This window comes from Ruania alba (assembly GCF_900105765.1).
GTDB classification, from domain to species: Bacteria; Actinomycetota; Actinomycetes; order Actinomycetales; family Beutenbergiaceae; genus Ruania; species Ruania alba.
The window spans coordinates 982,107-1,003,543 of the sequence record NZ_FNTX01000002.1 but is presented as its reverse complement, the minus strand read 5'-3'; the positions used below and the strand labels follow the sequence as shown (position 1 = coordinate 1,003,543).

Annotated in this window: 20 protein-coding genes; 8 read left to right on the top strand and 12 right to left on the bottom strand. The window is 70.0% G+C overall.

Translation table 11 applies throughout. From position 1 onward, the window contains the following. Window positions 1-2: 2 nt before the first annotated feature. Window positions 3-1,631, bottom strand: a complete 1,629-nt coding sequence (locus BLU77_RS15060; RefSeq protein WP_089773897.1) for an ABC transporter substrate-binding protein — start codon at window positions 1,629-1,631, stop codon at window positions 3-5. A gap of 152 nt (window positions 1,632-1,783) precedes the next feature. Here BLU77_RS15060 and BLU77_RS15055 point away from each other — a divergent pair, with 152 nt between their 5' ends. Beyond that, window positions 1,784-2,320: a cupin domain-containing protein gene (locus tag BLU77_RS15055; protein WP_089773896.1), complete on the top strand. Its 537-nt coding sequence runs from the start codon at window positions 1,784-1,786 to the stop codon at window positions 2,318-2,320. A 5-nt stretch (window positions 2,321-2,325) separates the two neighbouring features. Here BLU77_RS15055 and BLU77_RS15050 read toward each other — a convergent pair whose 3' ends face one another. The 5 genes from BLU77_RS15050 to BLU77_RS15030 are packed head-to-tail and all read right to left on the bottom strand — an operon-like array spanning window position 2,326 to window position 6,937. Further along, window positions 2,326-3,978, bottom strand: a complete 1,653-nt coding sequence (locus BLU77_RS15050; RefSeq protein WP_089773895.1) for an FAD/NAD(P)-dependent oxidoreductase — start codon at window positions 3,976-3,978, stop codon at window positions 2,326-2,328. Continuing rightward, window positions 3,975-4,262: a (2Fe-2S)-binding protein gene (locus BLU77_RS15045; RefSeq protein WP_089773894.1), complete on the bottom strand. Its 288-nt coding sequence runs from the start codon at window positions 4,260-4,262 to the stop codon at window positions 3,975-3,977. Before BLU77_RS15045 ends, BLU77_RS15050 begins: the two co-directional genes overlap by 4 nt. After that, window positions 4,259-5,452: an NAD(P)/FAD-dependent oxidoreductase gene (locus tag BLU77_RS15040; protein WP_089773893.1), complete on the bottom strand. Its 1,194-nt coding sequence runs from the start codon at window positions 5,450-5,452 to the stop codon at window positions 4,259-4,261. Before BLU77_RS15040 ends, BLU77_RS15045 begins: the two co-directional genes overlap by 4 nt. A 3-nt stretch (window positions 5,453-5,455) precedes the next feature. Then, complete coding sequence (locus BLU77_RS15035; RefSeq protein WP_089773892.1) at window positions 5,456-6,391, bottom strand: dihydrodipicolinate synthase family protein; 936 nt, start codon at window positions 6,389-6,391, stop codon at window positions 5,456-5,458. Window positions 6,392-6,400: 9 nt separating this feature from the next. Next, complete coding sequence (locus tag BLU77_RS15030) at window positions 6,401-6,937, bottom strand: helix-turn-helix domain-containing protein (RefSeq protein ID WP_089775852.1); 537 nt, start codon at window positions 6,935-6,937, stop codon at window positions 6,401-6,403. A 120-nt stretch (window positions 6,938-7,057) separates the two neighbouring features. Here BLU77_RS15030 and BLU77_RS15025 point away from each other — a divergent pair, with 120 nt between their 5' ends. Further along, entirely contained in the window at window positions 7,058-8,521 is a 1,464-nt protein-coding gene (locus BLU77_RS15025; RefSeq protein WP_089773891.1) for a Na+/H+ antiporter NhaC family protein, read from the top strand. Between the two features lie 10 nt (window positions 8,522-8,531). Here the strand turns inward: BLU77_RS15025 and BLU77_RS15020 are convergent, their stop codons facing one another. Next, entirely contained in the window at window positions 8,532-8,873 is a 342-nt protein-coding gene (locus BLU77_RS15020) for a YciI family protein (protein WP_089773890.1), read from the bottom strand. Window positions 8,874-9,498: 625 nt separating this feature from the next. Here BLU77_RS15020 and BLU77_RS15015 point away from each other — a divergent pair. From BLU77_RS15015 to BLU77_RS15000, 4 genes are all read left to right on the top strand, one after another. Further along, entirely contained in the window at window positions 9,499-11,055 is a 1,557-nt protein-coding gene (locus BLU77_RS15015) for an HNH endonuclease signature motif containing protein (RefSeq protein ID WP_089773889.1), read from the top strand. 431 nt (window positions 11,056-11,486) lie between these two features. Then, window positions 11,487-12,515 (top strand): LLM class F420-dependent oxidoreductase, encoded by a 1,029-nt coding sequence (locus BLU77_RS15010; RefSeq protein ID WP_089773888.1) that lies wholly within the window; start codon window positions 11,487-11,489, stop codon window positions 12,513-12,515. A gap of 76 nt (window positions 12,516-12,591) precedes the next feature. Then, a complete protein-coding gene (locus BLU77_RS15005; protein ID WP_089773887.1) occupies window positions 12,592-13,200 on the top strand; it encodes a helix-turn-helix domain-containing protein in 609 nt (202 codons plus the stop codon). Then, the gene (locus BLU77_RS15000; RefSeq protein ID WP_175477130.1) at window positions 13,178-13,738 is read left to right on the top strand and encodes a DUF6036 family nucleotidyltransferase; all 561 of its coding nucleotides are present in this window, start codon (window positions 13,178-13,180) and stop codon (window positions 13,736-13,738) included. The genes BLU77_RS15005 and BLU77_RS15000 overlap by 23 nt, the downstream gene beginning before the upstream one ends. Before the next feature lie 170 nt (window positions 13,739-13,908). On the opposite strand, the gene BLU77_RS14995 is transcribed toward BLU77_RS15000, so the two are convergent. The 5 genes from BLU77_RS14995 to BLU77_RS14975 are packed head-to-tail and all read right to left on the bottom strand — an operon-like array spanning window position 13,909 to window position 18,740. Further along, window positions 13,909-15,027, bottom strand: a complete 1,119-nt coding sequence (locus BLU77_RS14995; protein ID WP_089773886.1) for an adenosine deaminase family protein — start codon at window positions 15,025-15,027, stop codon at window positions 13,909-13,911. Continuing rightward, a complete protein-coding gene (locus BLU77_RS14990) occupies window positions 15,027-16,106 on the bottom strand; it encodes an ABC transporter substrate-binding protein (RefSeq protein WP_089773885.1) in 1,080 nt (359 codons plus the stop codon). The genes BLU77_RS14995 and BLU77_RS14990 overlap by 1 nt, the downstream gene beginning before the upstream one ends. 23 nt (window positions 16,107-16,129) lie before the next feature. Beyond that, the gene (locus BLU77_RS14985; protein ID WP_089773884.1) at window positions 16,130-17,128 is read right to left on the bottom strand and encodes an ABC transporter ATP-binding protein; all 999 of its coding nucleotides are present in this window, start codon (window positions 17,126-17,128) and stop codon (window positions 16,130-16,132) included. Further along, on the bottom strand, window positions 17,125-17,922 hold the full coding sequence (locus BLU77_RS14980; RefSeq protein ID WP_089773883.1) for an ABC transporter permease: 798 nt from the start codon (window positions 17,920-17,922) through the stop codon (window positions 17,125-17,127). Before BLU77_RS14980 ends, BLU77_RS14985 begins: the two co-directional genes overlap by 4 nt. Further along, a complete protein-coding gene (locus tag BLU77_RS14975; protein ID WP_089773882.1) occupies window positions 17,919-18,740 on the bottom strand; it encodes an ABC transporter permease in 822 nt (273 codons plus the stop codon). The genes BLU77_RS14980 and BLU77_RS14975 overlap by 4 nt, the downstream gene beginning before the upstream one ends. Window positions 18,741-18,935: 195 nt before the next feature. On the opposite strand from BLU77_RS14975, the gene BLU77_RS14970 reads away from it, so the two are divergent. Then, a complete protein-coding gene (locus BLU77_RS14970; RefSeq protein WP_175477129.1) occupies window positions 18,936-19,898 on the top strand; it encodes a LacI family DNA-binding transcriptional regulator in 963 nt (320 codons plus the stop codon). A gap of 125 nt (window positions 19,899-20,023) precedes the next feature. Continuing rightward, a complete protein-coding gene (locus tag BLU77_RS14965; protein WP_089773880.1) occupies window positions 20,024-21,421 on the top strand; it encodes an MFS transporter in 1,398 nt (465 codons plus the stop codon). Window positions 21,422-21,437 lie beyond the last annotated feature (16 nt).

Below are 21,437 nucleotides of genomic sequence, written 5' to 3'. Positions count from 1 at the left end.
GGTCACTGCGGCGCTACCGCCCGCAGATCCACCTGCCACCCGGCCGGGGAGTACTCGGCGTTCGCGATCGTCTCGGTGGCCGCCACCACGCCGGAGTTGTAGGCGAGCGTCACGTACGGGCTCTCCTCGTTCAGCAGGTGCTGCCAGTCCTGGATCGCACTGATCTGGCTCTCCGAGTCGGGTGCACTCTGCACCGCCTCACCGGCGGCGATGATCTCCTCGCTGGCCCGGTCCTCGGTCCAACCGGTGCGCTCGGCGCTGGCCTGGCCCGGTGCGAAGTTGTTCACCAGGGAGGCTGCCACCGGGTAGTTCAGCGACTGCGGGCTGAACCGGAACGGCACCTCACCGGCGGTCTGCGCCTCCAGGAAGGAGGCGATCGGCTGCGGGTCGAGCACGATTTCGATCCCGGCCTGCTCAGCGTCGAACTGGATCTTCGTGGCGATCGTGCCCAGGTCCACCCCGCGATAGGTGATCGCCGGGTACATCAGCTCCACGGTCGGGTCCGTGATGCCGGAGGCCTCCAGGTGGTCGGCGGCCGCGTCGAGGTCCTGCTGCTGGGCCTCGACCTCCGGCAGCGCCCCGGGGAAGGCGGTCGGCACCATCCCGGCGGCCGGGAGGGCGTCCTCGCCGAACAGCGCCGCGAGACCGTCGTAGTCGATCGAGGCACGCAGTGCGCGGACGAAGTCGGGGTTGGAGGTGATCTCCGAGACCGCCGGGTCCTGGTGCAGGGTGAGGAAGTAGAAGGTGTCCTGGCTGGCGGAGACCTGCACGCTCTCCGGGAGGTCCTCGAGCAGGCGACCGGAGAGGTCGAGGGCGATCTGGTCGCCCTCGGCGCGCTGCATGGTGAGTTTCTGCGTCTCCGCCTCCACGTTGGAGATCACGATGCGCTGGTATCCGGGGGTCTCGCCCCAGTACTCCGGGTTCGCCGTCAGGACGATCTCGGACGCCGGGTCGAAGGAGTCCAGCATGTACGGGCCCGAACCGAGGGAGGCGCCGTTCAGGAAGTCGGTGGCGGCGTCCACGCTGGCGGCGTCCTCGGCGGCGGTGCCACCCTCGGCCTCGGTGGCCTCGGCGTTCAGGATGCCGGCCGCAGGCATGGCGAGGATCGTGGGCACGCTCGGGTTGGACTGCTCGCTGGTCACCACGACCACGCCCTCGGACGGCGAGCTGGCCGCGAGGCCCTCGACGGTGACCGCGGGGCTGCCCTGCAGGTTGTGCAGCCGGTTGATGCTGAACACGACGTCCTCTGCCGTGACCGGGGACCCGTCGGAGAAGACGGCGCCATCGGTGAGCGTGAAGGTGAACTCGGTGGCGTCGTCGTTGACCTCCCACGACTCGGCGAGGAGCGGCACCGGGGTGGTCACGTCGGAGCCCTCGAACGTGACGAGCGTGTCGTACATGGCGTGCACGGCCAGGGCACCGGTCGCCTCGTACACCTGACCGGGGTCCAGGCTGTTCACCACGAAGGACGTGCTCACGGTGAGAGTCCCGCCCTGGGTGGCACCGCCGTCGTCGGAATCACCACCGCCGGCTCCGCCGCCGCTTCCGCTCCCACCGGCCGTGCATGCCGTCAGTGTCAGGGCGGCGGCAACGGCTACGGCCGCTCCGACGCGTCCAGGTCGCGCTCCCATGATGTCTCCATTCAGTCGACCGTGCCGGCCTCGTCGCTGGGTCAGCGTGGTCGATACTCCGGTGGCTCCGATTGCCGGTATGAGACCATGCAATCGCGGCCAGTGTATAGCCTTGGTGAAAATGTTCATCGAAATGAAACACGGGAGGGCTTGTGATCGGTGATCGTCTGCGAGTGCTGCGCCGTGCGCGGTCGCTGACCCTGCGTTCGCTGGCCGAGCGCACCGGGCTGTCCGTGGCGCTGCTCAGTCAGATCGAGAACGGCAAGACGGATCCGAGCGTCGAGACCCTGCGCAAGCTGGCGAAGGTGTTCGAGTCCGACCTCGCGGACCTCTTCCGTGAACCGGACGCGCCGCCGGTGCACGTCTCGCGGGCCGGGGAGCGGTTCCGGATGCAGGCGCCGGCCGGGCAGATCACCTACGAGCGCCTCACTCCCGGGCGCGGCGACCTGGAGGTGCTGCGCGCCGACCTGGCACCTGGGGACCGGAGCGCCGCCGAACCGTGGGGGCACGTCTCCACCGAATGCGTCTACGTGCTGGCCGGGCAGATCACCGCCACGGTGGACGGGCAGAACTACGTGGTGTCCACCGGCGAGTCGATCACCTTCGACTCGCGGCTGCCGCACCTGTTCGCCAACAACACCGACGCCGGCGCGCAGATCATCCTCGCGGTCACCCCGCCCACCCCCTGAGGTCATCAGCGCACCCCACCTGATGCAGGAGCGTCCGGGTCGGTATGCCCATCCCCCACCCCGTCGAGCGCACCATCCCCCACCCCGCCGAACGCAACGTTGTGCGGCTCCTGAGCGGGTGGACGCCGCACAACGTTGCGTTCGCCGTCGGGGTTGGTGGCGAGGTGGTCGGTGGCGTCGGGGTTGGTAGCGAGCAAATCCGTGGCGAGCGCGGCGAGATCGCGCACCAGGACCGGCTTGATCGGCAGGTGTGCCGCGGCATACCCGGCCTGATCCGGGCGGCGCCCTCGCGCCGCGCAGAGCGCACGGCTCACGCTGGCCTCGCAGTAGCGCCCCTGGCAGGGGCCCATGCCTGCCCGGCACTCGAGCTTCACGGCACTGACGGTGGTCATTTGCGGATTCCGATCCAGCGTGCTCCGCAGGTCCCCGGCACTGACCCGTTCACAGCGGCACACCACCGTCTCCTCGGTGGCGAGGGAATCCAGGAGCGCCGACGGCACCTGGAACAGGTCCTGGACCACGCGGGCGAACCGGGCCGCAGCACGCACGCCCCGCCGGGCGTCGCGCCACCGCGTGGCGGCCACGGGGCGACCCAGGTCGGCCACGATCGACAGCGCGGCGAGCACACCCTCGGCACGTGAGGCCTCGGCCCCGGCCACACCGGTCGGTTCGCCGGCCACATAGACCCCAGGTGCGGTGGTGCGGCCGGTGCCGTCGTGGTCCACCACCCAGCCACCGGCCTTGGCGTTGTGGTGCAGACGGCACCGCGCCTGCCGGGCCAGCTCGGTGGAGGGCTGGAAGCCGTACCCGAGCACGAGCGTGGCGGCCTCGACGGTTCGTGGACGCCCGCTCGGCCTGCCGTGGGGATCCAGCCGGTCGATCTGCACGGCCTCCACCCGGTCTGCGCCAGAGGCGCTCACCACGGTGCTGTGCGTGCTGATCCGCACCCCCGCACGAACCAGCCGGGCGAGTGCGGTCCCGAGCTCGGCGAGCATCGCCACATGACCGGGCACGGCCGGGAGCGCCGCCCAGGCCTCACGCGGTCCGGGCAGGCCGCGGGTGAGCACCAGCTCGGAGATCTCGGCGCCGGAGCGGAGCAGTTGGTCGGCCGCCACTAGCAGCAACGGGTGGGCGCCGGAGAGCACGATCGGGCCGGGCGGCACCATCTTCTGGCTCTTCACCATGGCCTGCGCGGCACCGGCCATCACCACCCCGGGCAAGGTCCAGCCGGGCATCGGGACAGGCATGTCGTAGGCGCCGGTCGCCACCAGCAGCGCGGCGGTCTCGTGCGAGCGCACTCCGTCCGGTCCCCGGAGCACCACGCTGAGCCGGTCCGGCCCGGTGCGCGGTCCGGCCGGTCCGGCGACCAACCCGTGCCCGCCCTCGTCGGCTCGCTCGTGCAGCACGCCGAGCGCCGTGGTGGAGCCGGCGAACCTGATACCCGGCCGCTCCGGCACGGTCACCAGGTCCCTGCCCCAGCCGTAGCCGGCCGTGTAGGTGGCCTCCGCTCCGGGGAAGCTGGCTGGGGGTTGCCGGAAGATCTGCCCGCCGGGACGGGGCTGCTCGTCCACCAGCAGCACCGGCACGTCGTGGGCATCCAGCACCTCGGCCGCAGCGAGCCCAGCCGGTCCGGCCCCGACGATCGTCACCGCCGTCACGGCTGCCCCACCTCTCGGTCCACGATCATCCCGTCGCGCACCGGCGTGAGGCAGGCGCGGGTGAGCGGCGCGCCGTCCACGGTGAGCACGCACTCGAAGCAGGTGCCCATGTGGCACAGGGGGGCGCGTGGGTCACCGGCAGAGGTTCGACGGAACTCGTCCACACCGGCGGCGAGCAGGGCGGCCGCCACTGTCTCCCCCTGGTGTGCCTGAACCTGCGCGCCGTCCACGGTGACCTGCACGGGCGCCCCACGCCGCACATCCAGGCGCCGAAAACTGCTCACGCTGCCTCCTTGCCGAACCGGGCGGGGTCGTACGGGCTCAGGTCGTGGCCGGGCGGGCGGTGCTGCACCAGGTCGGCGATCACTTGCGCGAAGCTCGGTCCCAACGTGAAAGCGGAGCCGCCGGTCGCCACGAACACCCCGGCGTTCCCCGGGACCGCACCCACCAGTGGCAGCTGGTCCGGGGTCACGGTGGTGGTGCCCACCCAGGTGCGCAGCGCGGGAACGGAGGCCACCCAGGGCACGGCCCGCACCGCGGCAGCGAGGTTGCCGGCCACCGAGGAGGCGATCAGCTCCGGGCGCCGGCGGAAGTCGGGGCGTCCGGCGGCGTCGGTGAGCAGCCGGGCCGGCCACCCGCCCCCGATCAGCACGTTGCCCGCACTGGCCTGCTTGAGGGAGAGCCGCCGCCCGGCATGCTGCACCAGGTGCCCGATCGTGGGCTTTTGCGCGGTCGTGGCGGTCATCGTCAGCGCCATCGGGATGGTCGGAAGGCTGGCATCGATCAGTGCGCCCAGCTCGCCGGTCCACACCCCCGCAGCGAGCACGACGGCGTCCGTCACCACCCGCTCGTCAGCACCTTCGCCGTCGGGCGTTTCCAGCTCCACCAGCCACGAGGTGCCAGACCTGCGTAGGGCAACCACCTCGGTCCGGGTGCGCACCTGCGCACCGGCGCCCATGGCGCCCCGCGCGAAGGCGGGGGCGGCGATCCGGGTGTCAGCCTTGCCCTCGATCGGGCAGTACGCGGCGGCCACCACCTCGCCGGAAAGGTACGGGGCGATCCGGCGGGCCTCGTCCCCGTCGAGCAGCTGCACGTCCAGGCCCCAGGACTGTTCGAGCTGGGTCTTCGCCTCCAGCACGCGCGCCTGCTCGGCGTCCTCGGCGAGCATCAGCCCGCCGTGCTGGGCAACGCCGAGCTCCTCACCGAGCTCGTCGGTCAGACCGGCCCACAGCTCGGCGGCGGCCAGGTGCAACGGCATCGCCTCGGCCGCCGTGCGGGCGGCCTCGATCCCCTGCTCGACCATCCGATACTCGAGCTGGAAGTGCAGGCTCCCGGCGTTCTGCCCGGAGGCGTGCGCATTGAGTTCGTCGCGCTCGGCGAGCAGCACCGAGGCGCCGTCTCGGGCGAGCATCCAGGCCACGGTGCAGCCGAGCAGACCGCCGCCGATGACCACCGCGTCGTAGTGCGCCGACATCGGTCAGTCGGCCAGCGGCACGGTCTCGATACCGAGGTCGTGCAAGGTCCCGGCGATGATGGCCACTTCGTCGTCGGTGAGCTCGAGGAGGGGCCGGCGCACGTATCCCGCGGGCACGCCCTGCAGTCGCAGGGCGGTCTTCATAATGGCCTGCTGGTTGCCGAACCTGGCACCGTAGTCGGGCTGAAACCACCGGTGCATCACCACGCGATCACGGGCGCCAAGAGCGACGGCTCGCTCCCGGTCGCCGGCGTCGATGGCACGCCAGTAGTCGGAGTGGTCGGCGCCGAGCGGGGCGCCCGAGCCCATCAGTCCGTCGCCGTGGCCGAGCAGGGCCAGGTCGGCGCCGAGCTCGCTGGTGGGCAGTCCGAAGTAGCGCACCGAGTCCTCGAGGGCGTACATCCCGGCCAGGAACTGGGAGAAGTTCCCGGTGGAGTTCTTGATCGCCACCACGTTCTCGATCGCGGCCAGCTCGGTGAGCGTGTCGGTGTCCAGGTCCACGATGCAGCCGCGGGGCCAGTTGTAGACGCACAGCGGGATGTCAGTGGCGTCGGAGACGTCCTGGTAGAAGCGCGTCACCTCGGCCCGGCTCGGCACGATGTAGGGCGGCGGGGTGAGCAGGATGCCGTCCAGCCCGGCGCGCTCGGCCGCGTGGGCGTGCTCGATCGCTTCGGCGGCGGTGAAGGCGTTGCAGGCGCCGATCACCCACATCGACCCGTCGGCGGCGCGGGCCCCCTCGGTGAACAGGTCGGCACGCTCGGCGGCGGACATGCTGAACCACTCGCCGCTGGTGCCGGCGAGGATGATGCCGTGCAGTCGCTGCTCGCGCATCCAGGCGATCTGGCCGGCGAGGGAGTCCAGGTCGAGTGCGCCGTCGCGGCTGAAGGGGGTGGTGATGGCGGGGATGTACCCGGTCCAGTCGATGCTGTGGCGGTCCATGGTGTTCCTTTACGGGGACGGCGGGGCGACGGAGACGAGGAACTCGACCACACCGTCGGTGACGTTCTGGTAGCGGTGTGCGTGGCGGGAGTCGAAGGTGACCGACTCCCCCGCGGTGACCTCGTGAGCGGTCTCGGCCACATGCACGGTGAGCGTGCCGGTCAGCACCACGACGCACTCGATCGAAGGGTGCGACCACGGCTCGTCGCTGGAGACCTCGCCCGGAGCGAGCACCCCGCGCAGCACCTCGAGCTGGCCGTTGCTGGGGGCGAGACGCTCGTACTGGATGTACCCGCGCGGGGAGGTGATTCGGGAGCGCTCCCCGGGTCGGGAGACGCGCACCGTCAAGGACTCGGAGGAGTCGAAGAGCTCTCCGACGGACTGCCCGAGCACCGAGGCGAGCAGCCGGAGCGACTTCAGGCTGGGTTCGGCCTTGCCCCGCTCGATCTGACTGAGCAGAGTGGCCGAGAGGCCGGTCCGTTCGGCCAGGGCGCGCAGGCTGAGCCCCTGCTCGGCGCGCAGGTCGCGAAGTCGTCCCCCGATCATGCACGCCAGCATACAGTCTCACTGCACTTGTGCAGTGTGATTGCACAAGAGGGAGGGGCGGTGTACCGTCCGGGGCGACATGCGCGCGACGGTGCGCGGCGGAGCCTGAGGTGGAGACGAATGACTGACCAGAAGCAGACGGACGACACACTGACCTTCCGCGGCGGCTGGACGATGGCGTTCCTGCCGGTAGCCATCTTCGGTGCGTTCTGCGTGCTCTACTTCGTGGTGCTGGACGCCTTCGACATGACCGCGCTCGCCACGGGCGGGTTCATCGCCTTGCTGATCGGCGCCCTGCTGGCCCGGCGCTACACCAAGTTCTGGGACGCCGTCATGGCGGGGATCGGCAGCCCGACGTCGGTCTCGATCATCGTGGTGCTCTTCATGGTCGGCATGCTCGGCCAGCTCATCAAGGACTCGGACGTCTCCGGCGGGTTCGTCTGGATCGCCGACCAGGCCGGGATGAGCGGGGCGGTGCTGACCCTGTTCTCGTTCGCGGCGTGCTGCCTGATCGCGATGGCCACGGGCTCCTCGATCGGCACCATGTTCACCGCGTTCCCCATCTTCTACCCGGCCGGAGTGCTGCTCGGCGCCGATCCGACCATGCTCGCGGGCGCCATCGTCTCCGGGGCGATCTTCGGCGACAACCTCGCGCCGATCTCGGACACCACGATCATCTCCGCCTCCACGCAGCGGTTCCGTCGCAAGGAGGGCGCCGCGGACATCGGCGGCGTGGTAACCAGCCGGGCGCGGTACGCCCTGGTCGCAGCCGGACTGAGCGCCGTCGGCTTCGCGATCTTCGGGGGCGCCGGTGGCGCGGCGGCCGTGGACGAGGCGCAACTCGCCGAGAGCGCGAACCCGCTCGGGCTGATCATGCTGGCCCCGATGGCCGTGATGCTGTTCGTCGCGTTCCGTACTCGCAACATCTTCCTCGCCGTGACGGCCGGGCTGGCGCTGGGCACCGTGACGGCGCTCCTCGCGGGCCTGCTGGAGCCGTCCGGTGTGATCGGGGTGGAGGACGGGCATGCGACCGGGTTCCTGGTCGGCGGGGTGTCCGCGCTGCTGCCGACGGTGTGTCTGGTGACCGCGGTGTTCGGGATCATGGGCGTGCTGCGTGCGGCCGGCGTGCTGGACCGGATCGTGGACGGGCTCGCACGGGGCCGCCTAGCCGGAACCCCGCGGGGCGCGGAGGCGGCGATTGGGCTCGGAGTCAGCGCCACCACCGTGCTCTTCGGTGGCGTGAACTCGGCCTCGATGCTCACCTTCGGGCCGGTGGCGGACGAGATCGGTGCGCGGCAGGGGCTGCACCCATACCGGCGGACGAACGTGATGGACTGCTTCGCGATGGGCCTGTCCTGCGTGATCCCGGTCTTCAGTGCCTTCCTGTTCATCGGTGCGCTGCTGACCGGCGGGCACGAGGGCGCCCCCGAGCTCTCCACCGTGCAGATCTTCGGCGCCGCCTGGTACCCGCTCGCGCTGACTGTGGTGCTGATCGTGGCCGTGGTCACCGGTTGGGGGCGCCGCTTCGAAGGGCCCGACGGCGTGGCGGTGCGTGAGCGTGTCGAGGCACCAGTGCCTGCCTGACGACGAGCCGTCAGCTCGCCGGATCGTCCCCGAACTGCCTGAGCACTTGCGGGCAGCGGCAGGCGACCGCCAACTTGGCCGCCCATTCGAGCGCCGCCTCACGGGAGGGCAGCTCGAGCACGGTGTAGCCGCCGTTCGGCGCCGTGTGCCCTGGGTACGTTCCCTCGGTGACGCTGCCGTCACCGGCGACGAGAACCGGGGGGATGCCCTCGTCGATCCCACCACCGAAGACGTAGACGCCGGCCGCCTTGGCCTCTTCGATGACGGCATGAGAGTCGTCGACCACGGCCTGGAAGTCGCCCTCCGGGATCACCATGGCCTCACTGGGGAACGAGATCAGGTACTTCGACATGCATGGGCTCCTCTGTTCGGGCGCCACTGGTCGGCCCCTCTTTGGGCCTCCACGGACATGGCTCTCGGCACTGCTCGTGGCGCTTGGTTGAGTATGGCTCCGGTGCCTGAGGGGTGGTCAAGGCACGAGGGGTAGTCGAGGCACGAGGAGCGCTCGGGCGGTCAAGAGGACCATGCACGCGAGAATGATCGACCAGCAGGTCCCCGTCGGAGGGAGGTCGCCGAGCATTCGCCCTGCCGGCTCACCGACTCCATCGCCAGCGCGTGCTGGTGTTCGACTCGGGGGCCGCCGCTGAGACTCGACGTGGGCCGAGAGGTTGCGCCCAAGGCCGGTAGCTGGAGATCGGTGTTCGACCAGACGTCACGAACGCCGAACCACGAACCACGAACCACGCACCACGCACCACGCACCACGAACATCCGATGCAGGTTGCCCACAGGACGGCACCCGATACGTGCTCTCGAAGGCCCCTGTCCACAAGTGCATACCCGATGCACCTTCATCCACAGGCAGAGTCGGACTTTTCGTTGCAATACCAACGATTACCCTTGACCGGGGCGAACAACAGTTCTAGACTGTGAGGCAGGAAACAGGGCCGGATTCGGGGGACCGTGAGGAGGCGGGGATGAGCACCACCACCCACCTGGGCACCACCCCGGCCGAGGCTGTCCGGGACCTGCTGAGCGAACACCTGACCGAGACCGATGCGCCCGGGAAGTTGGCCGTGATCACCGCCCTGCTCGATGACGTGCTCGAGACGGACCTGCACGACCTGCCCTCCGCGGTGCTGCCCGACATGGTCGGTGAGTTGGAGCAGGCGCGACGCCGGTTGGACGCGTTGACCACCGCCACCGTCAGTGCGGTCGAAGCCGATGGGACGTGGGCTGTGTCGGGGGCACGCACGATGGCGTCCTGGTGGGCCAACGCCACTGGGACTCATGGTGGGAAGGCACGTGGCCAGGTGCACCTGTCCCGCACCCTGCGTGACCACCTGCCCGCCACCACCATGGCTCTTCGTGCCGGGGTGATCAGTGGCGACCATGCGGCTGCGTTGGCTAGGCACGCGACCACCACACCCATCCTGCGGGAACGGTTGAGTCACCCCGACGTGGGTGAGGACTTCCTCGTGGCTCAGGCGCGGGTGTTGGATGCGGACTCCTTCACGAAACTGGTGAAAACCTGGGCGGTGCGGGCTGACCCGGAGGCGGCGGAGCGGAACTGGCGTGAGGACTCCGCCAAAGAGCACCTCTTCGTCTCGGCCACCACCGCAGGACGCCGCGTGGACGGGTGGCTCGATGACACCAACGGTCACATCGTGGAGCAAGCCTTCGCCGCCGTCACCGGGGTGCCGGCTGCTGATGATGAACGCACCCCGTCCCAGCGCAACGCCCACGCCCTGGTCACCCTCGCCCAGCACGTCCTCGACAGTGGCCAATTCCAACCCACAGCCCGGGTCCGCCCCCACCTGCTCGTCCACGTCCCCGCCGACACCCTGCACCGCCTGACCACCACACCCACCCCCATCAGTGATCACCGGCGCCCCCGCTGCACCTGCACAAACAGGAGCCCACTCGGGACCACCCCCGCACTGCCCGGACTCGGTACGCCATCCGGCCCGGCCGAAGGCCCGGGGCATGCGCCCGGATGCCCGGGCGACCCGTCCGCACCCGTGATCAGCTCAACCATCGACCACGAACACCTGGTCGGCGCAGAACCCGCGACCCTGGCTGATGGCACCCCGATCAGCCCCACCGAACTCGCCCACCTGACCTGTGATGCCGAGTTCACCCGCATCATCCTCAACCCCGACAGCCAACCCCTGGATGTCGGCCGGGCACAACGGCTACACACCGCCGCCCAGACCAAAGCGATCTGGGCCCGCGACCAGCACTGCCAGCACCCCGGCTGCACCGCACCACCCGGGTTGGGCGAGATCCACCACAGCATCTGGTGGTCCCGCGGCGGCCACACCAACACCCACCAAGGCATCCTGCTCTGTTGGTTCCACCATCGCCTGGTCCACCAGCGCGATATCACCATCACCCGACACCACGACCACTGGCACTTCACCACACCCAGCGGCCACCCCATCAACTACCACCACCCACCACCCTGCGAACAACCAGCCTTCCCACCCGAGGAACCAGCACCACCGGGACCACCAGTCATCCCACGGGAATAAGCCACCCCACAGGACTAGCCGGGCTGAGTACGAGCACGCCGGGTGAACGCCAGCTACCCGACCATCGAGGCCGACCGGACGTGCGCCACTGCACATCCGCACGCCAGCACGCCAGCACGCCAGCACGCCAGCAGGATTGGCGTACCCGCACGCCCCATAGGACTGGCATACCCGCACACGGGGAGTGCGCCGCCGCCGAGCAAACTCTGCGAAGCGGCATTGGCCGACGTACTCGCACGTGGGGGTGCGCACACGCCATCCCCACACAGCCGAGGTGCGTGCGCCGTGACGAGATGTACGCGGGACGAGGCAGACGCGCTCCGGTTGCCGAGCGCTGCCACCTCGAGCACCGAGCACCGAGCACCGAGCACCGAGCACCGAGCACCGAGCACCGAGCACCGAGCACCGAGCACCGAGTGCGAGGATGAAGGATGCGCTTCGGATTCCACACGGGTTATTGGTCGGCCGGTCCCCCGGCAGGTGCCGCTGGGGCGGTGCGAGCCGCCGATGAGCTCGGCCTGGACTCGGTCTGGACAGCCGAGTCGTACGGGTCGGACGCCTTCACCCCGCTCGCCTGGTGGGGGTCGCAGACCAACCGGGTTCGCCTGGGCACCGGCATCGCGCAGCTGGCCGCCCGCACCCCCACGGCCACCGCGATGGCCGCCCTCACCCTGGACCACCTCTCGGGCGGACGATTCATCCTCGGACTCGGCGCGTCCGGGCCGCAAGTGGTGGAAGGCTGGTACGGCCAACCCTACCCGCGCCCCCTGGAGCGCACCCGCGAGTACGTGGACATCGTGCGGCAGGTGCTCGCCCGCGAAGCGCCCGTCACCTTCTCGGGTCGGCACTTCACGCTTCCCCACGACGGCGGCACGCGCCTCGGCAAGGCACTGCGCTCCACCGTGCATCCCGTGCGCTCCGACCTGCCGATCCACCTCGCCGCCCAGGGACCGAAGAACACCGCCCTCGCGGCCGAGATCGCCGACGGCTGGCTGCCCGCCTTCGTCTCCCCCGCGCTCGACGCCGAGTACCGGGAGAACCTCGAGACCGGGTTCGCGCGCCGGGATGCCGCCCGGTCGCCCCGCGGCGAGTTCGAGGTCAGCGCCGCGGTACCGGCCGTGATTGGCGATGATCTGGAGACCGCCGCTGACCAGGTTCGGCCCCACCTAGCCCTGTACATCGGCGGGATGGGCTCGGAGAGCACCAACTTCCACCGCGAGGCGATCGCCCGGGCCGGCTATCGCGACGTCTGCGACGAGGTGACCGCGAAGTACCTGGCCGGCGACAAAGCAGGTGCGGCGGCAGCCATCCCCACGGACCTGGTGACGGACGTGGCGCTGGTGGGGACGCCGTCGGACATCACCACGCAGCTCGCCCGCTGGGAGGCGAGCTGCGTGACCACGCTGATCCTGCAGACAGACCCGCGGATGCTCCCCTCCCTCGTGCAGGCACTCCACTGATCGCTCCCGGCGCGAGGGACGGCGACAGAACGCGGACGTCTGTTCCCGTACGGGAACATTCTTGTAAACTGAGTGCATGGATGCGGCCGCGATCACTTCATCGGAGGGCCTTGGGGCTGCGGTGCGGTCTGCGCGCCGAGCTCGCGGGTGGACCCAAGCGCGCCTCGCCGAAGAGGCGCAGGTCGGACGCCGGTTCGTGGTCGACGTCGAGTCGGGACACCCGCGCGCCGAGATCGGAAAGCTAGTCGGTCTCCTGAGGGCCCTGGACATCACTTTGCATGCAATCGAAAGCCCTGCAAGCAACGAACACGCCGCACACCAGTCCATAGCTTCTGCACTCTCACGAGTGACCTATCTGGAGCGCCGCGAAGACCGGGTTGCGCTCGAGCTACATCGCGAGGTGCTTCGCTCCATGCAGCGAGATCTCGCTGCCGTGATCGCGCGAGCCCTGAGCAACATCGGGCAGATGCGTTCCCAGGTCCGAGGAGACCAATCTCAGGAATGGCTCGATGAATGGGAGTCCGTGCTTCGCGGACCAGTTTCGAGCCTGGTGGACACGATGATGAGGGCCGACGAGCACGGGATCGACATGCGTCAGGTCGGCCCCTTCCTCGGTGTGCTCACACAGGCGCAGCGTCGTGCTGCAATCAGAAGGGCGAGCCGTGGCAACCCGAGCGCAGCTTGAGCACGCAATCCGTGCTGCGACCGAGATCATCCAGCAGAGTTCGGTCCTGGTGATCGGGTCCCAGTCAATATTGGGCACGTGGGGCGAAGACGAACTTCCGCCGGATGCCACCATCTCGATCGAGTTCGACGTGTGCCCATTGGATGATGACGACGCCGACTCGCTGGCAACTCGGTTGGACGGCGTCGCCGGGGAGTGGTCACCATTCCATGAGTTGCACGGCTTCTACGTCCAGGGCGTCGGTCGGCAGACCGCCATCTTGCCAACCGGGTGGAGTGACCGTTTGGTACGAGTAGACAACGCCAATACCAATGGCCGCACCGGGCTATGCCTGGAACCACACGATCTCTGCGTCGCGAAGTTGCTGGCAGGCCGGACCAAAGACCATCGCTTCGTCGGCGCCCTCGTTTCCGCCGGCCTCGTCGAGCGCCACGTGATCGCGGAACGACTGCAGGACGCACCTCGGGCGGAGGCACGAGCCCGGGATCTGGCGTTGGATTTCCTCGGCAGCACCACACCACCGCCGCGCTCACGCTGACCCAAGGTGGGCTCCCCACGAACCTGGTGACGGACGCGGCGCTGGTCGGGGGCGCCGTCGGACATCACCCCACCCTCGTACGCGAGTGCGGCCAATCTCGGCCAAATCTCGAAGAATGAGAGGAATAGGCCGCACTCGCGGGTGGGGTGGGGTCGGTGGGGTGGGGTGGGTTAGCGGGGCAGGAGGGCGGCGACGGTCTCGTCGAAGCGGCGCAGCACGTCCGCCTTCTGCTGCTCCGGCAGCCACGAGGCCTCGAAGCTCGCCTTGGCCATCTGAACCAGACGCTCGTCGGAGACGCCCACGTCCCGGGCAAGGATCTCGTACTCGTTCAACACGGTGGTGGGGAACATGCCTGGGTCGTCTGAGCACGGGTAGACGTTCATCCCGGCCTCCACCATCGCGGCGATGGAGGCCTTCCGCCACGGCCGCCAGGACCGGCGTGAGGTGGTCGAAGCGACCGAGAACGGCACCTGCTCGGCCACCATGCGCGCCACCACGGCGTCGTCCTCGAGCACGAAGTACCCGTGGTCGAGCCGGTCGCACCCCAGCACGTCCAGGCAGGTCACCGCGTTCACGGCAGCCGGGACGTGCTCGGAGGTGTGCGCCGTGCGCTTCAGACCCGCCTCGCCGGCCAGCCGGTAGGCGTCGGCGAACCGCTCCGGCGGCCCGGCGGTCTCCAAGTTGTCCAGCCCGATCCCGGCCACGTACTCGTGCGGATGATCGACGACGGTGCGCACCCAGGCGAGCGCCTCCTCGCCGGTGCCGCTGCGGTCGATCGCCGCCAGCAGCCGCCCGGTCATCCCGAAATCCCGCTCGGCCATCCGGATGCCCTCGGCGTGCGCCTCCACCCACCCGGCATAGCCGAGGTGGCGCAGGTGCTCGGGGATCATGTCGAAGGACACCTCGAGGTGCCACGTACCGGCCCGGTGCGCCGCCTCGAAGGCCTCGTAGGTGATGCGGGTGAGGTCGTCGGCGTCGCGGAGCAGATCACGCACCCAGCCCGAGGCCTGGAACAGCGAGTAGGAGCGCTCCGGCTCGTTCTCGCTCGGCCCCTGCGGCATCGGGATCCGGGTGTTCCGGTACAGCTCCGGGTCCGGTGGGTGGGAGTTGATCGAGGCGAAGATCTGCTCCGGCCCCTCCGGCAACGCCAGCCCCTCCCGCCGGGCGAGCTCGCCGAAGGTGCTCGCCCGGACGGTACCGAGCAGGTGGCAGTGCAGATCCGCCTTGGGGAGCCTGGCCAGGTCGAGGACCCGAGCCTGATCAGGCGCGGTGGTGAGCTGGTCGGTCATCAGCCGCCCACGACCTCGCGCGCGAACCGCTCCACCCACTCGCCGCGCTGGTCCACGGTCTCGGCCGGGTCCAGGGTGGCGTAGCCGGCGGCAGTCGGGTCCTGCGCGATGTCACCGACGACGGCGGTGAGCTCCTCGGGGACCTCCACCTCCAGGTTCACGGGCAGGTCACCGACGAGCTCGGCGGAGGACTGCTGCGCCTCCACGGAGAGCAGGTAGTCGATGAACGCGAACGCGCCCTCGGCATTCGGGGCACCGGTCGGAACCACCGCGCGGTTGGTCGCCATGTAGCGCCCCTCGGCCGGCGGCACCCAGCCGATCGGCTCACCGGAGGCGATCAAGTTGGTGGCAAAGCCGTTCAGGGCCACCCCGCCCACGATCTCACCCTGGGTGAGCAGGTTCGTGAACTCGGTGGTCGAGCTGTAGAACTGCAGCACGTTCGGCGCCCAGCCGGCCATCGTCTCGAAGGCGGTGTCGACGTCGTACGGTCCGGATCCGTAGGCGTCCCCCACTCCCGAGACGGTCAGCTGACCGGCCGTCACGGCGATGTCCGGCAGGGCGACCTCTCCGGCGTAGGCGGAGTCGGCGTAGAGCTCCCAGTCCGCGGCCTGCTCGGCGGTGAGCTCGTCGGTGTTGTAGAGCATCCCGTTCAGCTGGTAGCTGTACGCGGGCCCGGAGTAGGCCTCATCCACAGCGAAGTCGGCGATGTCGGCCAGCGTGGGCACGTTCTCCTCGGTGACCGGCTGGAACAGGCCCTCCTGCTCGGCGATCGCCACGTAGGAGTCGGACATGAGCATCACGTCGATGCCAGTGTCCTCACCCTCGAGCTGCAACCGGGAGAGCCGGTCGGCGTTGGAACCGGTGTCCAACTCCACCTCGATACCGGTCTCGGCGGTGAACGGGTCCACCACCGCCTCGGTGAACTCCTCCACCCCGAACGGGAAGGTGCTCACCACGATGGTGTCGGCGGACTCGCCACCGGAACCTCCGTCGTCGGAGGAAGACGAACAGCCGGCGACGGCCAGGGAGGTGGCGGCCACAGCGGCCAGGGCGCTCAGCGACCTACGGGAGGAGAACATGGGGGTCCTTTCGAGGGGGATTGTCAGGCGGGGAGGGTCACGAGGTGAGCGGGTCCGGCAGCGACCGTGACCTCGTCGCCGATCCGCAGATCGGGTGCGGTGGTGGCACGCAGGTCGGCCACCAGACGCACTGGCTCGGAGGTGCCGGGGGCGTCAGCGGAGAGGGTGACCAGCACGTCCACTCCGCGGTAGGCCAGGTCGGTGACGCGGCCGGGAAGGGAGAGGCCGTCGGAGGTCTCGGCCGAGCCGAGGCTCACCTGCAGGTGCTCGGGCCGCACCGTCAGCTGCGCGTCGGCAGTGGGGACGAAGTTCTCGTACCCGAGGAACTCGGCCACGAACCGGTTCGCCGGGGCCGGGAAGACCTCCTGCGGGGAGCCCTGCTGCTGGATCCGGCCGTCCTTCATCACGATCATCTGGTCGCTCATCTCGAGCGCCTCGTCCTGGTCGTGCGTCACCAGCACCACGCTCAGCCCGGTCTCGGACTGGATGCGGCGGATCTCCGCGCGCATCTGCAGACGCAGCCGCGCATCGAGGTTGGAGAGCGGTTCGTCCAGGAGCAGCAGGTTCGGTTGGATCGCGACGGCGCGGGCGATCGCCACCCGCTGCTGCTGGCCGCCGGAGAGCTGCTTGGGGCGGCTGCCGGCCAGGTGCGCCAGGCCCACCATCTCCAACGCCTCGGTGATCCGCTTCGTACGCTCGGGCCCGGGGACGCGGCGCAGCTTCAGCCCGTAGCCCACGTTGTCCGCCACGCTCATGTGCGGGAACAGCGCGTAGGACTGGAACACCATGCCCAGGTTGCGCTTCTCCGGCGGGGCCGTGGTGAAGTCCTCCCCGCGGATGAGGATCTGGCCGCCGGTGGGGCGCAGGTACCCGGCGAGCATCCGCAGGCTGGTGGTCTTCCCACAGCCACTCGGCCCGAGCAGCGTAGTGAGCTTGCCCTCGGGGATCGTCAGGTCGATCGCGTCCACCGCGGTGAAGTCGCCGAACACCTGGGAGACAGCGCGAAACTCGGCAGCACTCATCGGTTGATCCCTCCGAAAATCTTGGCGAACCCGACCGTGCGCTCGGCCACCACGGCCACCAGCACGGTGCCGGCCAGGATGAGCACCGAGGTCGAGGCCACGATCGGGTCGTAGTTCTGCTGCACGTAGTCGAGCATCGTGACCGGCAAGGTCCGGAACTCACGGCTCTGCAGCAGCAAGGACAAGGGCACGTTGTTGAACGAGGTGACGAACGCGAGCAACGCGGCCGAGAACAGCCCCGGGCGCAGCAACGGCAGGGTGATGGTGACAAAGGTCCGCAGCGGGGAGGCACCCAGCCCACGCGCGGCATCCTCCACGGCCGGGTCGATCAGCGCCAGGGAGGCACCGGTGACCCGCACGGCGTAGGGGAACATCAGCACGGTGTGCCCGATCGCGAGCGTGGTGAGGTTGTTCATCCCCAGCCCGATCATGAACTGCTGATAGAGCGCCAGGCCCACCACCAGCTCCGGCACGATCAGCGGGGAGAGGAACATCCCCTCCAGCAACCCCTTGCCCGGGATCTTTCCGCGGTGGATGGCCAGCGCCACCGGCACACCCAACGCCAGCGAAGCGACCGCGGCGAACACGGCCAGCTGAAGGCTGGAGAAGAGCGCCGACATGAACGGCTCATAGGTGACGGCGGCCTCGAACCAGCGCAGGGAGAGCCCGTCGGGTGGGAAGCGCACGGTGGAGCCGGCCGTGAAGGCGGTGATCACCACGAAGGTCAGCGGCGCGATCATCACGATGTACCCGAGCACGGCCAGGGAAGCGGCTACGGGGTGGCGTGTGTTCATGAGGTCCTCGCCCGTCGTCCGATCAGGCTGGAGAGCGCGGCCACCCCGAACACCAGGACGGTCATGATCATCGCCGTCGCGCTCGCCGCCGCCCAGTCGATGGTGGAGCTGGAGTACTGGAACAGCTGGGTGGAGAGCATCCGCTGGCGGGAGCCGCCGAGCAGGTACGGGGTGGTGTAGGCGGTGATCGACCCGGCGAACACGAGCGTGGCGGCCACCACCACCCCGGGCCAGGAGAGCGGCACCACGATGGTCCAGAAGGTGCGCGCCCGGCCGGCACCGAGACCTCGGGCCGCCTCGTCCAGGCTGGCATCCACCTGGGCGAGCGCCGAGTAGCTGGACACCACCGCCAGCGGCAGGAACAGCTGGACCAGCCCGAGCACGATCGCCAGCGGCGTGTAGAGCAACTGGGGTGCCTCGTCCACGATCCCGAGCGCCACGAGCGTCTGCCCGACGGCGCCCTGAGACCCGAGCACCACCAGCCACCCGAAGGTGCGCACCACGTTCGACAGCAGCAGCGGGAAGATCGCCACGGCGAGCAGCACACCGGCCCAGCGAGACTGCGAGCGCGCCAGCAGGTATGCGATCGGGAACCCGAGCACCACGCAAGTGACGGTCACGATCAGACCGAGCCCGAGGGTGCGCCCGATGATGGTCAGGTCGTAGGGATCGACCAGCATCTGCCCCAGCCGGGCCAGCACCTCACCGGTGGTGGTGTCCGGCGGTGCCAGCAGCATGATCACCGCCGGCACCAGGAACCCGGCGAGCAGCAGCACCAGACCGGGAAGCAGCAGCACCGTCAGGCCGCGTCCGCGCATTCCTGCCTCATCTGCTCTCGGGGGTCATGGTCGCGAGGATCGGAGGCAGCCGACCGCGGCCTATGTCAGACCACAACCGTTCCCACAACCGGTTCCATTCGCTAGGGTATGGAACCAGACGACCTCGGGGTACGTCTAGTCCCGGCCCGCGAACAGGCCGGATTCTCAACGGAAAGTGACAGGAGGGGGTTGCCGGTGCCGACACTGCTCGACGTCGCCGCGCGGGCAGGCGTGTCCAAGTCGACCGCGTCCCGTGCGTTGGGCCACCCGCAGCTGGTCGCACCAGCCACGGTGGACCGGGTGCTCGCGGCGGCAATGGAGCTGGGGTTCGTGCCCAACCGCGCGGCCCGGGAGCTCGCCCGTGGTCGCACAGGGGTGATCGCCCTCGTGGTGCCCACACTCACCAACACCTTCTTCACCCCGATCATCGGCGGCGCCCAGGTCCGGGCGTCCGAGGACGACCTGCAGGTGACGGTCGCCGTCAACGAGCTCGCCACCCCCGAGGACCTGCTCCGCTACCAGCGCCTCGCCCAGCAGGTGGACGGCGTGGTGGTGGTGGCCCCGCGGTGCACCGACGAGACGTTGCGCTCCGCCGCAGCGGTCCGGCCCACGGTGCTGGTGGACCGCGAGCTGGAGGGGACCGACTCGGTGGTGGCCGACACCGCGACCGCGTTCGTGGAGCTGCTGCGCGCGCTGGCCGAGGCCGGGCACCGCCAGGTCGCCTTCCTCGGCGGACCGGACCGGTCCTGGCAGAGCGGCCAGCGCACCCACGCGCTCCGCTCCCTGGCCGCCGAGCATCAGGTGGACCTCGCGGTACTGGGCCCCTATCCGCCCACCTTCGCCGCCGGCTCCGCCAGCGTGGACGACCTGCTGGCGACCGGCGCCTCAGTGGCCCTCCCCTACGCCACCGACCTCGGCCTGGGCGCCCTGTTCACGCTGCACCAGCGCGGCCGCGCCTCCTGGTCGACCACCCCCCAACCGAACGAGGAGGGTGTCGCCGTGGTGGGCCGCCCGGAAGCCCCGATGGTGGACGTCGACGGCGCCGGCCTGGGCGGGCGGGCGATGGAGCACCTCCTCACCCTGCTGGCCCCGACCCCACGCGGGGCGCACCCGGAACCGCGGACCGAACGCCTCCCGGTGCCGGTCACCTGGCCCTGACCCCACCCACGGACCTGGCCCTCACCCCACCGCGAGTGCGGCCGATCACGACCATTTGCTGAGATATACCCGCAGTTGTGGGCACTCGCGGGCCTTCGAGTGCTGAACCTGGGAGAATCCGGGCCATGTCCGCCACCGAGCCGAACACCTCCCTCACCCGCACCGAACGGCTCGACCGACTGCCCTACACCCGCGCGCACACGAAACTGCTCGGCGGCTCCGGCATCGGCTGGGCGCTGGACGCGATGGACGTCGGCCTGATCTCCTTCATCCTCGCCGCGCTCGCCACCGAGTGGAACCTCAGTGGCGAAGAGCGCGGCTGGATCGCCTCGGTCGGTTTCGTCGGGATGGCAGTCGGCGCGAGCCTCGGCGGCCTGCTCGCCGACCGGATCGGCCGCCGTCAGGTGTTCGCCCTCACCTTGCTCGTGTACGGGCTGGCCACGGGCGCCTCGGCCGCCGCAGGCGGGGTGGCGGCGCTGATCGCGCTGCGGTTCCTGGTGGGCCTCGGCCTGGGCGCTGAGCTGCCGGTGGCCTCCACCCTGGTGAGCGAGTTCGCGCCGAAGAAGATCCGTGGCCGGGTGGTGGTGATCCTCGAGGCATTCTGGGCCGTCGGGTGGATCCTGGCGGCGCTGATCGGCTACTTCGTAGTGCCACTGGAGAACGGCTGGCGCTGGGCGTTCCTGATCGGGATGGCACCGGCGGCCTACGCACTGTACGTGCGCTGGCGGCTGCCCGAGTCGGTGCGCTTCCTGGAGCGCACCGGCCGGCACGCCGAAGCCGAGTCGGCCGTGCGCAGTTACGAAGCCTCGGCTGGCATCCCCGCCCCGGTGCCGGAGCGGGTCTACCACCCCGAGCAGGCACCCGACGGCGGCCCCTCCGACGCCGCGTCCGTCACCTCGGGCGAGGGCTCTCCCACCCCGCCGAAGGCCCGCTGGCGCGACCTGTGGACGGCGAGGCTCCGCCGTCGGACCCTGGCGCTATGGGTGGTGTGGTTCTTCGTGAACTTCGCCTACTACGGGGCATTCATCTGGATCCCCTCGCTGCTGGTGGACCGCGGCTTCGACCTGGTCCGCTCCTTCGGCTACACCCTGATCATCACCCTCGCCCAGCTGCCCGGGTACGCGGCAGCGGCGTTCCTGATCGAGAAGTGGGGGCGGCGCGCCACCCTGGCCACCTTCCTGGCCGGGTCGGCGGTCGCGGCGCTGCTGTTCGGCCAGGCGGAGTCGGTGGGTACGATCCTCGCGACCGGGATGGCGCTCTCGGCGTTCAACCTCGGCGCGTGGGGCGCCCTGTACGCCGTGACGCCCGAGCTCTACCCGACGGCGTTGCGCGGCACAGGCGCCGGCAGTGCGGCGGCGTTCGGCCGGATCGCCTCCATCCTCGCCCCGCTCGCGGTGCCGTTCTTCGTCGCCTTCAGCGGGCAGCCGTTCGCGTTCGCGATGCTCGGGGCGGCCTTCGTGCTGGCCTGTGCGGCGGCGCTGCTGCTGCCGGACCGCACCGGTGAGGCGCTCGAGGAGGAGTAGCTCCCGGGAGCCTGGG

Bases quoted from the DNA above. Each gene is read 5' to 3' on its own strand.
- BLU77_RS15020 (WP_089773890.1), bottom strand. From the start codon at position 8,873: ATGTCGAAGTACCTGATCTCGTTCCCCAGTGAGGCCATGGTGATCCCG.
- BLU77_RS14975 (WP_089773882.1), bottom strand. From the start codon at position 18,740: ATGCGCGGACGCGGCCTGACGGTGCTGCTGCTTCCCGGTCTGGTGCTG.
- BLU77_RS15040 (WP_089773893.1), bottom strand. From the start codon at position 5,452: ATGTCGGCGCACTACGACGCGGTGGTCATCGGCGGCGGTCTGCTCGGC.
- BLU77_RS15035 (WP_089773892.1), bottom strand. From the start codon at position 6,391: ATGGACCGCCACAGCATCGACTGGACCGGGTACATCCCCGCCATCACC.
- BLU77_RS14965 (WP_089773880.1), top strand. From the start codon at position 20,024: ATGTCCGCCACCGAGCCGAACACCTCCCTCACCCGCACCGAACGGCTC.
- BLU77_RS15005 (WP_089773887.1), top strand. From the start codon at position 12,592: ATGGATGCGGCCGCGATCACTTCATCGGAGGGCCTTGGGGCTGCGGTG.
- BLU77_RS14995 (WP_089773886.1), bottom strand. From the start codon at position 15,027: ATGACCGACCAGCTCACCACCGCGCCTGATCAGGCTCGGGTCCTCGAC.
- BLU77_RS15010 (WP_089773888.1), top strand. From the start codon at position 11,487: ATGCGCTTCGGATTCCACACGGGTTATTGGTCGGCCGGTCCCCCGGCA.
- BLU77_RS14980 (WP_089773883.1), bottom strand. From the start codon at position 17,922: ATGAACACACGCCACCCCGTAGCCGCTTCCCTGGCCGTGCTCGGGTAC.
- BLU77_RS15025 (WP_089773891.1), top strand. From the start codon at position 7,058: ATGACTGACCAGAAGCAGACGGACGACACACTGACCTTCCGCGGCGGC.
- BLU77_RS15030 (WP_089775852.1), bottom strand. From the start codon at position 6,937: ATGATCGGGGGACGACTTCGCGACCTGCGCGCCGAGCAGGGGCTCAGC.
- BLU77_RS14985 (WP_089773884.1), bottom strand. From the start codon at position 17,128: ATGAGTGCTGCCGAGTTTCGCGCTGTCTCCCAGGTGTTCGGCGACTTC.
- BLU77_RS14990 (WP_089773885.1), bottom strand. From the start codon at position 16,106: ATGTTCTCCTCCCGTAGGTCGCTGAGCGCCCTGGCCGCTGTGGCCGCC.
- BLU77_RS15015 (WP_089773889.1), top strand. From the start codon at position 9,499: ATGAGCACCACCACCCACCTGGGCACCACCCCGGCCGAGGCTGTCCGG.
- BLU77_RS15060 (WP_089773897.1), bottom strand. From the start codon at position 1,631: ATGGGAGCGCGACCTGGACGCGTCGGAGCGGCCGTAGCCGTTGCCGCC.